This is a genomic window from Clostridium sp., from assembly GCF_036639235.1.
In the GTDB taxonomy this organism is placed as follows: Bacteria; Bacillota; Clostridia; order Clostridiales; family Caloramatoraceae; genus Clostridium_AB.
Window position 1 is genome coordinate 1 of sequence record NZ_JAVWJB010000010.1, and the last position, 14,718, is coordinate 14,718.

A 14,718-nucleotide genomic window follows, 5' to 3' on the forward strand; every position below is an offset into this window, starting at 1 on the left:
ACGCTCGCTATATGTTTTACTGTTTAGTTTTCAATGACCAAAGTACTTGTTTATTTTAGCATTTGTTAACTCATTTGTCAACACTTACTTAAAATATTTAAATTTTTCTTGCCCCGTAAGAACCATGTCTTAAGGACAAGATTTATTATATTACTTATATTATAGTAACGTTTTTAAAATTTAACCATTATATTAAATTACATATATAATACTTTATAATACTATAACATACTAACTTTTACTATATTAGATACACTACGATAAGTTGACTAGTTTTTTCATATATATATGCACTTTTACATAGGTTTTATTGTATTTTATAACTGTTTACATATTAATTTATCTATGTATGGATACTTATTTCAATTACTTGCACCAAAGGATTACTATCTTTACATTGAATATAACAACTTTAAAGCTGAAAAAAGACTAGGTACAAATTAAAGTACCTAGTCTTAATATTTATATATTATAAATTTAAAAGTCTAATTAATATAAAATTATTCTTGATCTAATTCTATATCTTCATCATCTAAATTATCATTAGTGTTAACCTTAGCAACAGAAACAATCTTTTGACCATCATCCGCTCTCATTAAAGTAACACCCATAGCATTTCTACCTGTAGTTGAAATACCACTTACAGCAAGTCTAATAATAATACCGCTATTGTTGATTATCATAATTTCATCTGAATTATTAACGCTTCTAGCACTTATTATTATTCCTGTTTTCTTTGTAACCTTATATGTGATAATTCCCTTACCACCTCTGTTTTGAACTGTGTAATTCTCAAAACTTGTTCTCTTACCAAATCCATTTTCACTTACTACTAATAGGTCGTTGCCTTCCTCTGCAACTTCCATACTAACTGCAATATCATCTTCTCTAAGAGTAATACCCTTAACCCCTGCAGCAGTTCTACCCATACATCTAACATCTGATTCCTTAAATGTAATTGAGTATCCCTTCTGAGTTACTATAGTAATATTCTTAGTTCCATCAGTTAATTTAACGCTAATAAGCTCATCATTTTCCTTAAGAGTAATAGCATTAATACCTGTTTTTCTAATATTAGCATATTCAGTAAGTCTTGTTTTCTTAATGATTCCACCTCTAGTACTGAATAGTAGTGTTTCATCTTCAACAAAGTCTTTAATAGTAATAACTGTTTGGATTTTTTCGTTAGGTTGTAGTGGAAGTATGTTAACAATATTAGTTCCCCTAGCTGTTCTACCTGCTTCAGGTATTTCATATGCCTTAAGCTTATATGCACGACCAAGGTTAGTGAAGAATAGTATATTGTCATGTGTTGAAGTTATAAATAAGCTTTCAACAAAATCATCTTCACGAGTAGCAAGACCCTGAATACCTCTTCCGCCTCTTTTTTGGCTCTTGTAAGTATCGCTTGGAAGTCTCTTAATGTAACCTGCATGAGTTATAGTTACAGCTACATCCTCTTCATCTATTAGGTCTTCAATATTAATTTCATCCATAGAGTTTTCTATTGATGTTCTTCTTTCATCAGCATACTTGCTTCTAATTTCCAGAAGTTCTTCTTTAATAATATCTAAAACCATTTTTTCACTTGAAAGTACAGCATTAAGGTATGCAATTGTCTCCATAAGCTGATTATATTCATTTTCTATCTTTTCTCTTTCAAGTCCAGTAAGTCTTTGAAGTCTCATATCAAGAATAGCCTGTGATTGTCTTTCTGATAATGAGAAATTTTCCATAAGAGATTCCCTAGCTATTTCTGTAGTTTTTGATCCACGAATAACTTTAATTACTGCATCTATATGATCAAGTGCTATTCTAAGACCCTCTAAAATGTGGGCTCTAGCTTCCGCCTTGTTAAGATCAAATATACTTCTACGTCTAATAATCTCCTTTTGGTGATCTAGGTAGTGTATTATTATTTCCTTAAGGTTAAGTACCTTAGGCTCTCCATTAACAAGTGCAAGATTAATAACACCAAATGTATCTCTCATCTTAGTGTGCTTGTACAGAAGGTTAAGAATTACGTTAGGATTAGCGTCTCTCTTAAGTTCTATAACAATTCTCATACCATCTCTATCTGATTCATCACGAAGATCTGATATACCTTCGATTTTCTTCTCTTTAACAAGTGTAGCTATATTTTCTATAAGTCTAGCCTTGTTAACCTGGTATGGAAGTTCAGTAACTATAATTTTGTGTCTTCCCTTTTCTTCCTCAATTTCAGCCTTAGCTCTAACTATTATTCTACCTCTTCCTGTTTCGTAGGCACTTCTAATACCTTCACGACCTAGAATTGTAGCAGCTGTTGGGAAGTCTGGTCCCTTAATCTTAGTCATAATATCCTTAACTGTAACTTCAGGGTCATCAATAACCATTACAGTTCCATCTATTACTTCACCAAGGTTGTGAGGTGGCATATTAGTTGCCATACCTACTGCAATACCACTTGAACCGTTAACAAGAATGTTAGGGAATCTTGAAGGTAGAACTGTAGGCTCCTTTTCACTTCCATCAAAGTTATCAGCAAAATCAACTGTATCCTTGTTAATTTCACGAAGAAGTTCCATTGATATCTTTGACATTTTAGCTTCTGTATAACGCATTGCAGCAGCAGAGTCACCGTCTACTGAACCAAAGTTTCCGTGTCCGTCAACTAGTGGGTATCTAGTAGAAAAGTCCTGTGCCAGTCTAACCATTGCATCATATACTGCAGTATCACCATGTGGGTGGTACTTACCAAGTACGTCTCCAACGATTCTGGCAGACTTTCTGTGCTTTTTATCGTGGTATATTCCTAGCTCATGCATAGAGAATAATATTCTTCTATGAACAGGCTTTAATCCGTCTCTAACGTCAGGTAGTGCTCTACCAACGATAACACTCATTGCATAATCGATATAACATTTTTGCATTTCGTCTGCTATATCAATATTAAGCACCTTATCTCTATTTTGTTCCATTTACTCTTTCACCTCTTCTTTATATATCAAGGTTGTGAACTTTCTTAGCGTTCTCTTGAATGAATTCACGTCTTGGTTCAACCTTATCTCCCATTAGTACTGTAAATATATCATCTGCCTTAATAGCATCTTCAATTGTTGCTCTAAGCAGTGTTCTAGTATCAGGGTCCATAGTTGTGTCCCAAAGCTGCTCTGCATTCATCTCTCCAAGACCTTTGTATCTTTGGATTTCAACACCTTCTCTACCTATTTCGTTAAGTCTAAGCTCAAGCTCAGCATCTGAATATGTGTAGAAACTATTCTTACCCTTAGAAACCTTATATAGTGGTGGCTGTGCAATATAAACATGGCCCTCTTCAATAAGTGGTCTCATATATCTAAAGAAGAATGTTAGTAGAAGTGTTCTAATATGAGCACCGTCTACGTCCGCATCGGTCATTATTATTATTTTGTCGTATCTAAGCTTTGATACGTCAAATTCTTTATCTATACCAGCACCAAATGCTGTAATCATATTTCTAATTTCATCTGAAGCTAGAATTTTATCTATTCTTTGCTTCTCAACGTTCATAATTTTTCCTCTAAGAGGTAGTATAGCTTGGAATGCTCTACTTCTTCCCTGCTTAGCGGAACCCCCTGCTGAGTCTCCCTCAACTAGGTAAACTTCACAAAGCTTAGGATCCTTCTCTGAACAGTCAGCAAGTTTTCCTGGAAGACTCATAGAATCTAGTACGTTCTTACGTCTAGTAAGTTCTCTAGCCTTTCTAGCTGCTTCTCTAGCTCTTGAAGCCATAAGTGATTTTTCTAGTATAATTTTAGATACGTGTGGGTTCTCTTCTAAGAAGCTTGAAACCTTATCTCCACATATACTTTCAACTATACCCCTAACCTCTGAGTTACCAAGTTTAGTTTTAGTCTGCCCTTCAAATTGAGGGTTAGTAACCTTAACAGATATAACAGCTGTCATACCTTCTCTAGTATCCTCACCTGATAGGTTCTTATCACTATCTTTAAGTATGTTGTATTTTCTAGCATAGTCATTAATAACTCTAGTTAAAGCTGTCTTAAATCCAACAACGTGTGTACCACCTTCAGTAGTATCAATGTTATTAGCAAATGATAGTATAGTTTCGTTATATCCAGTGTTGTACTGAAGTGATATTTCAACCATAACATCATCCTTAAGACCTTCTATGTATATAGGATCCTCATGTACTATGTCTTTTTTCTTATTAATAAACTTAACAAACTCTTTAATTCCACCTTCATAATGGAATACTTCTACTCTATCTTCTTCTTCTCTTTCATCTGTAAGAGTTATCTTGATTCCCTTATTTAGGAATGCAAGTTCACGAAGTCTTTGAGCTAATATGTCATATTCATATACTAAAGTTTCGAATATTTCGTGGTCAGGCTTAAATGTTACAATTGTCCCTGTGTCTTTACAGTCACCTGTAATCTTCATATCAGATAATACATTACCTCTTTCATATCTTTGGAAATGCACTTTATTGTCACGTCTAACCTCTACCTCAAGGTATTCTGAAAGGGCGTTAACAACAGATGCTCCAACTCCGTGAAGACCACCTGATACCTTGTATCCCCCTCCACCGAACTTACCACCTGCGTGAAGTACAGTAAATACTACTTCAACTGCTGGCTTATTCATTTTTGGGTGCATACCTGTAGGTATACCACGACCATTATCCTTAACTCTTATAATATTATCCTTAAGGATTGATACTTCTATATTGTCACAGTATCCAGCTAGGGCCTCATCTATTGCATTATCTACTATTTCGTAAACTAAATGATGTAAACCTCTACTACTTGTACTTCCAATATACATACCCGGTCTTTTTCTAACTGCCTCAAGTCCCTCAAGAACCTGAATCTCACTGGCACCGTAATTTTGCTCTTTATCCACTAATATATACCTCCTTCACCTTAGTCTATTTTAATGGCTTTATATTTGTTAAGTTATTCATTTCTCTTTTAAAGTCACTACGCTTTACAAGGGTTACAGAAGAAATAGGTGACAAGTAAATAATACTCTTCTTGTCTCGTTCTGTAAGAACTATTGACTTAGGTTTTTCCTTGTTAATTCTCTTTACGAAGCCTTCTTCATCTGATATTCTCATAAACTTGTCGCTATCGATACTATTAACCGAATCAATATCTAAAATAGCTATAACTTCTTTCTGTGGAATTACAACATTCTCTCCAAGATGCAGGAACATATTCCATCCCCCTTAAAAAAATACTCATTATTCGATTATAACATAAATAAACTTATGTTTCATAACATATTATATTAGGCTAATTTAAGCTTTTATCTAAGTTCTAATTTACCCTCTTTAACGTAAAAAATTTGTCTATTTTCATCGTTAAATAAATCTACATCACTTCCACTTGTGCAAGTTAATATAGTTTGAACATGTCTTAAATTATTTATAAGATATTTTTGTCTGTTTTCATCAAGTTCAGATAATACGTCATCTAATATTAAAACAGGGTATTCCCCTGTAATAGTACGTATAATTTCTATTTCGGATAACTTTAAGGAAAGTGCAGCACTTCTTTGTTGACCCTGTGACCCAAACTCTCTAACATCAATTCCGTTAATCCTAATCATAATATCATCCTTACTAGGACCTGCTAATGTATATCCTTTTTTAATTTCAGATTCTCTAAGGGATTTAATTTTATTATAAAGTTCTTCTCGAACCTGATCCTTAGATAATATTGACTTAACATCACACATATATTCCACTTTAAGACTTTCAGCATTATTTGTAATGCTGCTGTGAATATTACTTGATATTTCAGCTATGTTTTTAATAAACTCATTTCTCATAATAATAATTTCACTTGCAACCTCACACAGCTGCTCTGTAAATATTTCAAGTGTGCCCTGGTTTTCCCTTGAATACTGCAGGGATTTAAGTAAATTATTTCTCTGGTTAAGTATTTTATTATATCTATTAATTAAATAGTGATATTTAGGTCTTATTTGACTTATCTCATAATCTAAAAATTTACGACGTAAAACAGGACCCTCCTTAACAAGCTTAAGGTCCTCAGGTGAAAACATAACAACATTAAGTCTACCTAAAACCTCAGATGCTTTTGTAGCCTTAAGTCCATTAACTTTAATATGATTTTTATCTTTCTTAGATAAGAAAACTTCAACTTGAGTTTCTGTATACTCCTTGGATATTAAGGTATTAATAATTGTATTTTCACTATCCCATCTTATTAGATCTTTGTTTTTAGATGTTCTATGTGAACGAAGTCCACTTATGAAATAAATTGCCTCTGCAATATTAGTTTTACCCTGGGCATTTTCACCTAAAAATATGTTAAGTCCACTTACAAAATTAATATCTACCTCTTGGTAGTTTCTATAGTTTTTAAGTTTAAGATTTTTAACGTACATAATCCACCTTAACAGATTTCAAAAGATTCTACACCTTCTACTTCTACAACGTCACCTTTTCTGATTTTCTTACCTCTTTGAGTTGCTACTTCACCATTAACTTTAATCATTCCATCTGTAATAAGCATTTTAGCAAATGAACCGTTATCAGCTATTCCTGCAAACTTTAATAATTGATCAAGCTTTATAAATTCAGTAGTAATTTCTATTTTATTCATGGTTTATCCTTCTCTCATATATTAATTTAAATGGTGCATACAGAGTATACACCATTTAGCTTCTTAATTATAAATATATAGCTAGGGGTATTCCCTTAATCTAACTATACTCTATGAAGAATTTATTACTTTAAATAACTGCTAAATTAGTTTAAACAGTTATATGTTACTTAATACTTGCATCTCTAACTGGAAGTACAAGATATATGAAATCTCCATCTTCTAACTTCTTAACTATACAAGGACTAACACTTGTTGATAGTTCAAGTAGTACTTCATTATCCTCAATTATTCTTAATGCATCTAGGAAGTACTTAGCATTAAATGCTATCTTAATGTCTTCACCATCCTGTTCAACATCAACCTTCTCATATACATTACCTAGCTGTGAATTAGAAGTAATAACTATACTTGAATCCTTAATATCGAATCTAATAAGGTTAGTTTTTCCTTCTCTAGCTAGAAGTGAAGCTCTTTCTATACTATGAAGAAGCTCTCCTCTATTAACTTTTACTTTAAGTCTATACTCATCAGGAATTATTTGTCTGTAATTAATAAACTCCCCTTCAAGTAATCTTGAAATAACCTTCGTAGTTCCAAGATTAAGAAGAATATGGTTAGGTGTAAATGTTATTTTAACTGTATCACCTTTAATATCAAGTATTTTAGATATTTCACTTAGAGTCTTACCTGGAATAACAGCGCTAATATCACTAGCTCCTGCTATACGTTCTTTCTTAATACTTAATCTATATCCATCAAGTGCAACAAAACTAAGTACAGTATCCTTAACTTCAAATAATATACCTGTAAATATTGGTCTTATTTCATCCTGTGCAACTGCAAATATAGTCTGCCTAATCATGTTCTTAAGAATGTCCTTAGGTATGTCATACATTGTATTTTCATTTATTTGAGGAAGTTCTGGGAAATCCTCTGATGATGTACCAACAATGTTAAACTCAGAATTCTTACATGATATATTAACGTTTCTATCACTAACCTTAAGAGAAATATCTTCATTCGGAAGCTTTCTTATAAGATCTAGGAATAGCTTAGAGTTAATAACAACAGAACCTGGTTCATATATAGTAGCGTCTATTTCTGTTTCTATTCCAAAATCAAGATCAGTTGCAGTAAGTACAACCTTATTATTAATTGACTTTATTAGTATTCCCTCAAGTATAGGGTAAGTTGTCTTTGTAGAAGCTGCTCTAGCTACAATATTAATTCCTTCTAGTAGGATCTCTTTTTTACAAGTAAACCACATAGAAAAACCTCCTTTGTCCACAGGGTGTATTTGTCTTAAATATATATAAATATATCTAATTAATTTAGTAGTAATAGTAGTAGGGGCTGTTGATAAGTGGATAAGTCCCTGAACCTACAATTACTAACAGTTTGATTAAAAAACACATGTGGATAACATGTATACCATACTGCAACACTTATCCACATTATTAACGTCCAAAATACATAAAATAAATTATCCACATTTATTACCCAAATAAAAAAACAAAAATGTTAATAAAAAATAGGGGATTGTAGTAACCCCCCTTAAGGTACTAATTATTTTTTTGGATTTTTTTCATTAGTTCATCTACTGTATTAGACAAACTATCATCCTTTTCAATTCCTGCTGATATTTTTTCGTAGGCATGTATTACAGTAGTATGGTCACGTCCACCAAACTCCTCGCCTATCTTAGGTAGAGAAAGATCAGTTAATTTTCTAGCTATGTACATAGCTATTTGTCTAGGGAAAGCAACGTTTTTAGTTCTTCTCTTAGACTTAAAATCTTCTGCTCTAAGGTTGTAGTAGTTTCCTACAACGTCCTGGATAAGCTTTATTGTAATTTGCTTTGATGTTCTATTAGATATAATGTCTTTTAGAGCTTCTGAAGCAAGCTCTACACTAATGTCTGAATTAGTTAATGATGAGAATGCAACAACTCTAATTAAAGCCCCTTCTAGCTCCCTAATATTAGATTGTATTTTCTCAGCTATATAAACCATTACATCGTTTGAAATATCAAGGCCTTCAAGGTCTGCCTTCTTCTTAAGTATAGCTATTCTTGTTTCAAAGTCAGGAACCTGTATGTCTGCTATAAGCCCCCACTCAAATCTAGATCTTAATCTATCTTCTAAGGTTGGGATCTCCTTAGGAGGTCTATCACTAGATATAATTATCTGTTTATTAGCCTCGTGTAGAGTATTGAAAGTATGGAAAAACTCTTCTTGAGTTCTCTCTTTACCAGCAATAAACTGAATGTCGTCAACTAGAAGTACATCAACGTTTCTGTACTTATTTCTAAATTCTACATTCTTGTCATCCTTAATTGAATTAATTAGTTCATTAGTAAACTTCTCGCTTGTTACATACTCAATCTTTGCATTAGGATTACTATCTAATATATAGTGTCCAATGGCATGCATTAAGTGAGTTTTCCCAAGACCTACCCCCCCATAAAGGAACAGAGGATTATAAGCCTTAGCTGGTGCTTCTGCTACTGCGAGAGAAGCTGCATGGGCGAACCTATTGCTATTACCAACTACAAAGCTATCAAATACATACTTAGGATTAAGTGTAGTTGATGGAAGTTCATCCTTTGGAGAGCTTGAGTTATCAAACCCCTTAGGAGAATTGCTTTGCTTAGCTGGAGATTCCTGAGACACATCGTCACCAGGAAGTACAATGCATATTTCATACATTTTAGAGGATACTAACTTAACAGCATTAGATATAAGATCCTTGTATCTAGCTTCTAGTATTCCCTTAGTAAAGTCGTTCTGTACTAATAAATATAATGAGTCCTGAGTTATTTTAATTGGCTTAATTGGACTAATCCAAGTATTAAACCCAACTTCAGTTAACTCAGATTTAATAATATTAGTGGTTTTATCCCATAAATCACTAAGCTGGTTCCCCATAGAATTGCCTCCTGTTTTAATTTTATTAAAAATTTATTTAATGAATATTTTAGAAATAGTGAATTATCAACAACGTTATTAACAGATTCAATTATATTATTAATAATTGTTAACAACAAACAACAAAAATACACACAACATGTGGATATGTTAATAAACAAAAGTTATTAGACAACATAATAGAGTTATTAACAATTACCCTAATAACACTATTAACATTGTCTAAATCATTGAAAATAGGCAAAAAAATAATAAGTTTTTAAACTAAATCACAAAGATATTAACAGGTTTATCCACAGCATGTGTATAACTCGAATATAGTCAACATATCCCTAAAAGTTATCAACATATGTAAATTCATTTTATCAAATGTTTAATTATGTATCAACAATTATCCACAAAAAATAAAGTCTGGGGATAAAACATATCTACAGCATATCTATTTCTTGACAGTTTAGGCCTCAAACTATATAATCTTTATAGTAATCTTATTTAATGGGAAAGTACGTTTATAAATAAACGGATCATATATATAAGGAGGTGTTTTATCAATGCTTAGAACTTACCAACCTAAAAAGAGACAAAGATCAAAGGAACATGGTTTCAGAAAGAGAATGAAGTCACATGCTGGACAAATCATTCTTAAGAAGAGAAGAAGAAAAGGTAGAAAGAAACTTTCTGCATAAGGCCGCTAATTTTGTGGCCTTTTTCTATAATATTTATTGGATTCAACTTATAGAAAGAGGATTTTAATGAAGAGTGAAGAAAAAATAAAGAGAAATTCTCATTTTAGATATATATATAATAGAGGAAAATCTTTAAGTAATGACACTCTTGTTCTTTATAGAATCAAAAACAACAAGCCTGTAAGCAGATTAGGGATATCTGTTAGCAAGAAGGTTGGAAACAGTGTTGTTAGAAACAAGGTTAAAAGACTGATTAGAGAATGCTATAGAGTTAATAGAGGATCATATAAGACTGGATTTGATTTCATATTTATAGCTAGGCAAAAGGCTTCTACAGCAGACTATGCTAAGGTAGAGTCTGCTATGAAGCATTTAATGAGAAAGTCAGGTATGTTTATAGAGGAATGATGCTTTATGTTAAAGAAGTTATTCCTATGGATCATAAGGATGTATCAAAAATATATATCTCCTATGAAGAAACCCTGCTGTAGGTTTTATCCTACATGCTCTACATATGGAATAGAAGCTATCGAAAAATATGGTGCCTTAAAAGGCGCCTTTATGACTATAAAAAGAATATTAAAGTGTCACCCTTTCCATGAGGGTGGTTATGACCCTGTACCTTAAAGGAGGTTATTAGTAATTGGGCGGATTTGTTGATTTATTAACAGGATTTTTTGATGTAATCCATAATTTCATTACTGGACTTGGAATCACATCACTAGGTGTATCTTATGTTTTAGACATATTTGTATACACATTAATCCTTAAGCTAATTGTTATGCCACTATTTGTTGTACAACAAAAAAGTACAAGAAGAATGGGTGAACTAACACCTAAGGTTAAGGAGCTTCAAGAAAGATACAAAAACAATCCTCAGAAACTTCAAGAGGAACAAATTAAGCTTTACAAAGAGCTAGGGGTTAATCCTATGATGGGATGCTTACCACTTCTAGTATCTATGCCAATATTTATTGCAATGTTTACAGTAGTATCATCTTACCCAGGATTTAATGGGACTTCATTCCTATGGATACCAGACCTTGGAAAGTATGATCCTTTATACATTTTACCGCTATTAACAGGAGCTATACAGTACTTTAGTGTTATGGTTATGTCTAAAAACATGGACCCTGAGCAACAAAAAATGCAAAAAAGAATGGGTATTGTTATGTCCGTTATGTTTGTATTTATTTGTTTCAAGTATAAGGCAGCACTTGCTATTTACTTTATTGCCAGCAGTTTAATTCAAATGATTCAAACCATGGCAATTAATGCATATCTTGCTAAAAAGCAGGTTAAGGAAGATGCTATTAAGGCAGAAAAAGCAGCTGAAAAAGCTAAGAGAGAAGCAGAAGAAAAAGCGGCTAGACGTGAGCTACACAAGAAAAAGAAGAAGAAGCCACAAATAGAAGGTGAAACTTCAAAAACTGAAGGGTGTGAAGCAGCAGCAGATGCTGATAGACCTAAGAAAAAAAAGAAAAAGAAAAGACCTGTTGAAGGTGGAGAAATAAAACCGAAAGACGACAAGGTCTCAGAATAAAAGGTGGTGAAGGTCTAGTGAAAACTTTAGAGGTAACAGCCAAGACGATTGAAGAGGCATTAGAAAACGGACTTAAGGAGCTTAATGTAGCACTTGAAGAGGTTGAGTATAGTGTAATTCAAAAGCCAAGTAAAGGTTTTCTAGGTCTTATAGGAGTTAAGCCAGCGAAAATAGCAATTTCTCTTAAAGCGAAGACAGTTAAAGAAGAGGCTACTAAACAAGAGGTTGCAGTAAATACAACGGCTGTAGACTATGAGGGGCTAGCAAAGAAGTTTTTAAGAGATGTCTTAAACAACATGAACATTATGTGTGAAATACACGTAGATGTTACTAGAGATGCAGTTAAGGTTAACCTAGTAGGACCAGACATGGGAATACTAATAGGGAGAAGAGGAGAGACTTTAGACTCACTTCAATACCTACTTAGCCTTGTAATTAACAAAGAGAATAAAAACGACAAGTACAAGAGAGTTGTTATAGATACAGAAAACTACAGAAAGAAAAGGGAAGAGACACTTGTAAGACTATCATTTAAGTTAGCTTCAAGAGTTAGAAAAACAGGCAGCAGTATTACACTTGAGCCTATGAACCCTTATGAAAGAAGAGTTATTCACTCAACACTTCAAAACAACAAGTTTGTTTCAACTAGAAGTGAAGGGGAAGAACCATTCCGTAAAGTAGTAATAGAATTAAGAAAGACCCAATAAGGGTCTTTTTTTTTCGCCTTAATATAGGGGAGAGTTTCTAAGGTGGTAGAGTCTAAAGTGGTTTATTTGTAGAGTGTAGCAAGGGAGATTTACTCAAGGACTTCTAATTATCAAAAATAAACCTTTATTAGACTCTACCACCTAAGAAACTCTAGCAATATTAAGAAAAATAATTCCCTTAATGTGACTATTTTTAGGAGTGGGGAATAAGAGGGTATTTTTTAAATAAAAAAGACCCTTATGGGTCTTATTTGAGTTGTAAGAAGTTTTTATATTTATTTAGGATCAATGTATTATAATATAATAAAAATTGATTACAGGCTAAATGAGGAGGATATTTGTTTGGCATCATCTATGGATGGGATGTTGTTAATTTTGTATACTAAGTTATTGTGATTAAATAATAAAATATATCTTGTTACAGGAGAGCCTTCCGAATAATCCTTAATAAGCTGAATTGTTTTAGATGAGGAGAGTTTAATTGGTGTTAGGAACTCTGAGTCCATTAAGTTTTCAAATTGAATAGACTTAGAATCTGAATTAGTTAAAACTCTTATGTAAGCATAGGGTTCTTTAATATCTGATAGGAAATGAGTTACCCCTTGGACATCTAAATTTTTATTATATGTTGAAGTAAATCCCTTAGGTATTAAGTAGATTTCAGCTATATTAGTATGTTTAATAAATAAAGCTTCGTAGGACTTAAAGTCACTAGGATACAAAATACTTAAACCTGTATCCTCTTCAAGTGAATTAATACTAGGGTATATTTTAGATTTAATACTAGAGTTTAATTCTGTATATGTATAGTCTTTAATTTGATTAATATTAGTTGAATTAACTTGATAAATTGAATCTATTAATCTTTTTTTAGCGAAATCCTTTGAGTTATAGTTTAGTATTAGAAGAATACATCCAATTACTGTAATTAGGAATCCTATACAAGTCCAAAACAGTTTATTTTTCATACTTATCACCTCAAATGATAAAGGACATCACATGATGTCCTTTTATTTTTTTATGGTTGCTTATAGGATTTTACTCCCTTAATTATTCCTTTAACTATGTTATTTTGGAATTCAGGACTAGCTAGTTTTGGAGCGTCATTTATATTATCTATAAAGCCCATTTCTAGTAGTAGGGCGGGCATTTTAGTATAGGTAACTACCCAAAAATCCTTAGGTTTAGCTTTTCTATCTATCATAGAGGTAGAGTTTATTACTTCTTTATGTACTAAAGAGGCAAACTCTCTATCCTTTAATTGATTTGAATTACTAAAATATGTTTCTATTCCTGTTCCTTTACCATTAAATGAATTACAATGTAGAGATATAAAAAGGTCTGCATTGTTATTATTAGCAAATGTATATCTATATCTTAGTGATTCTGATTTATCCTTACTGTTCCAAGCAGTAGAATCATTATTTCTTGTATAGAGTACTCTATAACCGAGTCTTTCAAGTTCACTTCCCAGTTTAAGTGCTACTTGAAGAGTTATATCTTTTTCGAAGAAGTTAATAATAGTAGACTTAGCTCCTGGGTCATAGCCTCCATGTCCTGGGTCTATTACTATTAAAGTATTTCCATTTGGTGGAGGTGGTATAGGTCCTGTTTCTGATTCGGAGTCAAATTCTATTATTTTAAAGTCCTCATATCCATTACCTTCTACAAGTGATGATTTAGCCCATATAAGATATTTGTTTTTACCCTTTTTAACTGTTGTGTTAAGTGGAAGGGTTAATTCCTTAGATGATGGATATTCATTTGAATATGCCATTATTTCATCCCATTTATTTAATGTATATGAATATGAAAAAATCCTATACTGTATTGATTTTTCAGTAGATGATGTAACTATGTCCACCTCAGGCGTATTACCTACTTTAATCTTAAATGGATTTATAGCACAAAAGTCTATTTTAGTTAAAGTAGGATCAACTATAACATCCTTAGTTATAGAGGATTCACTTCCTTGAATTCCATATGGTTTAACATATACTTTATATGTGTTTTTACCTGGTTTAAGTGGTATTAAAGTTGATATTTTAGTTAAACTTAAAGCTTCAACAGGTGCTGAGTATCCATTAGAAGCATCTTCCCATATGTTTAATGTAGAAGAATACAGCTGGATCTTATATTGAACCTTAGTTTTAGATGAGGATTTAACTCCTATAATAGGGGTAACTCCTACAGCTTCATCTATTGGATTAATTATAATTTGATTTATTTTAGCTG

The 14,718-nt window shown here is 32.4% G+C and carries 15 protein-coding genes; 6 read left to right on the forward strand and 9 right to left on the reverse strand.

What is annotated here, in order from left to right:
• Positions 1-500 precede the first annotated feature (500 nt).
• The 7 genes from gyrA to dnaA all read right to left on the reverse strand — a co-directional run bounded on the left by gyrA (position 501) and on the right by dnaA (position 9,547).
• A complete protein-coding gene (gene gyrA, locus RR539_RS04390) occupies positions 501-2,960 on the reverse strand; it encodes a DNA gyrase subunit A (RefSeq protein WP_332474449.1) in 2,460 nt (819 codons plus the stop codon).
• 19 nt (positions 2,961-2,979) lie between these two features.
• Positions 2,980-4,893 (reverse strand): DNA topoisomerase (ATP-hydrolyzing) subunit B, encoded by a 1,914-nt coding sequence (gene gyrB / locus RR539_RS04395; RefSeq protein WP_442878388.1) that lies wholly within the window; start codon positions 4,891-4,893, stop codon positions 2,980-2,982.
• A gap of 19 nt (positions 4,894-4,912) precedes the next feature.
• On the reverse strand, positions 4,913-5,200 hold the full coding sequence (gene remB / locus RR539_RS04400) for an extracellular matrix regulator RemB (protein ID WP_332474451.1): 288 nt from the start codon (positions 5,198-5,200) through the stop codon (positions 4,913-4,915).
• 92 nt (positions 5,201-5,292) lie between these two features.
• Positions 5,293-6,399 (reverse strand): DNA replication/repair protein RecF, encoded by a 1,107-nt coding sequence (gene recF, locus RR539_RS04405; protein WP_332474452.1) that lies wholly within the window; start codon positions 6,397-6,399, stop codon positions 5,293-5,295.
• Between the two features lie 8 nt (positions 6,400-6,407).
• A complete protein-coding gene (locus tag RR539_RS04410; RefSeq protein WP_332474453.1) occupies positions 6,408-6,617 on the reverse strand; it encodes an RNA-binding S4 domain-containing protein in 210 nt (69 codons plus the stop codon).
• Positions 6,618-6,783: 166 nt separating this feature from the next.
• Positions 6,784-7,887: a DNA polymerase III subunit beta gene (dnaN, locus tag RR539_RS04415; RefSeq protein ID WP_332474454.1), complete on the reverse strand. Its 1,104-nt coding sequence runs from the start codon at positions 7,885-7,887 to the stop codon at positions 6,784-6,786.
• Positions 7,888-8,182: 295 nt separating this feature from the next.
• The gene (gene dnaA / locus RR539_RS04420) at positions 8,183-9,547 is read right to left on the reverse strand and encodes a chromosomal replication initiator protein DnaA (protein WP_332474455.1); all 1,365 of its coding nucleotides are present in this window, start codon (positions 9,545-9,547) and stop codon (positions 8,183-8,185) included.
• A gap of 551 nt (positions 9,548-10,098) precedes the next feature.
• Here dnaA and rpmH point away from each other — a divergent pair.
• From rpmH to jag, 5 genes are all read left to right on the forward strand, one after another.
• Positions 10,099-10,233, forward strand: a complete 135-nt coding sequence (rpmH, locus tag RR539_RS04425; RefSeq protein ID WP_048570407.1) for a 50S ribosomal protein L34 — start codon at positions 10,099-10,101, stop codon at positions 10,231-10,233.
• A gap of 66 nt (positions 10,234-10,299) precedes the next feature.
• Positions 10,300-10,641 carry a ribonuclease P protein component gene (gene rnpA, locus RR539_RS04430; RefSeq protein ID WP_332474682.1) on the forward strand — a complete coding sequence of 114 codons (342 nt, stop codon included), beginning with the start codon at positions 10,300-10,302 and terminating at the stop codon, positions 10,639-10,641.
• A 6-nt stretch (positions 10,642-10,647) separates the two neighbouring features.
• Positions 10,648-10,860: a membrane protein insertion efficiency factor YidD gene (gene yidD, locus RR539_RS04435; protein WP_332474683.1), complete on the forward strand. Its 213-nt coding sequence runs from the start codon at positions 10,648-10,650 to the stop codon at positions 10,858-10,860.
• 16 nt (positions 10,861-10,876) lie between these two features.
• Positions 10,877-11,776, forward strand: coding sequence for a membrane protein insertase YidC (yidC, locus tag RR539_RS04440; protein ID WP_332474684.1), 900 nt, complete (start codon positions 10,877-10,879; stop codon positions 11,774-11,776).
• A gap of 17 nt (positions 11,777-11,793) precedes the next feature.
• On the forward strand, positions 11,794-12,483 hold the full coding sequence (gene jag / locus RR539_RS04445) for an RNA-binding cell elongation regulator Jag/EloR (RefSeq protein ID WP_332474685.1): 690 nt from the start codon (positions 11,794-11,796) through the stop codon (positions 12,481-12,483).
• A 314-nt stretch (positions 12,484-12,797) separates the two neighbouring features.
• Here the strand turns inward: jag and RR539_RS04450 are convergent, their stop codons facing one another.
• Both RR539_RS04450 and RR539_RS04455 read right to left on the reverse strand, forming a co-directional pair.
• Entirely contained in the window at positions 12,798-13,451 is a 654-nt protein-coding gene (locus tag RR539_RS04450) for a hypothetical protein (protein WP_332474686.1), read from the reverse strand.
• A gap of 50 nt (positions 13,452-13,501) precedes the next feature.
• Positions 13,502-14,347, reverse strand: a complete 846-nt coding sequence (locus RR539_RS04455; protein WP_332474687.1) for an N-acetylmuramoyl-L-alanine amidase — start codon at positions 14,345-14,347, stop codon at positions 13,502-13,504.
• A gap of 142 nt (positions 14,348-14,489) precedes the next feature.
• On the opposite strand from RR539_RS04455, the gene RR539_RS04460 reads away from it, so the two are divergent.
• Positions 14,490-14,624: a hypothetical protein gene (locus RR539_RS04460; RefSeq protein ID WP_332474688.1), complete on the forward strand. Its 135-nt coding sequence runs from the start codon at positions 14,490-14,492 to the stop codon at positions 14,622-14,624.
• The last annotated feature ends 94 nt before the right edge of the window (positions 14,625-14,718 follow it).

Excerpts from the sequence above, each read along its gene's own strand:
- gyrA (WP_332474449.1), bottom strand. The coding sequence starts at position 2,960 with ATGGAACAAAATAGAGATAAGGTGCTTAATATTGATATAGCAGACGAA.
- remB (WP_332474451.1), bottom strand. The coding sequence starts at position 5,200 with ATGTTCCTGCATCTTGGAGAGAATGTTGTAATTCCACAGAAAGAAGTT.
- recF (WP_332474452.1), bottom strand. The coding sequence starts at position 6,399 with ATGTACGTTAAAAATCTTAAACTTAAAAACTATAGAAACTACCAAGAG.
- RR539_RS04410 (WP_332474453.1), bottom strand. The coding sequence starts at position 6,617 with ATGAATAAAATAGAAATTACTACTGAATTTATAAAGCTTGATCAATTA.
- dnaN (WP_332474454.1), bottom strand. The coding sequence starts at position 7,887 with ATGTGGTTTACTTGTAAAAAAGAGATCCTACTAGAAGGAATTAATATT.
- dnaA (WP_332474455.1), bottom strand. The coding sequence starts at position 9,547 with ATGGGGAACCAGCTTAGTGATTTATGGGATAAAACCACTAATATTATT.
- rpmH (WP_048570407.1), top strand. The coding sequence starts at position 10,099 with ATGCTTAGAACTTACCAACCTAAAAAGAGACAAAGATCAAAGGAACAT.
- rnpA (WP_332474682.1), top strand. The coding sequence starts at position 10,300 with ATGAAGAGTGAAGAAAAAATAAAGAGAAATTCTCATTTTAGATATATA.
- yidD (WP_332474683.1), top strand. The coding sequence starts at position 10,648 with ATGTTAAAGAAGTTATTCCTATGGATCATAAGGATGTATCAAAAATAT.
- RR539_RS04450 (WP_332474686.1), bottom strand. The coding sequence starts at position 13,451 with ATGAAAAATAAACTGTTTTGGACTTGTATAGGATTCCTAATTACAGTA.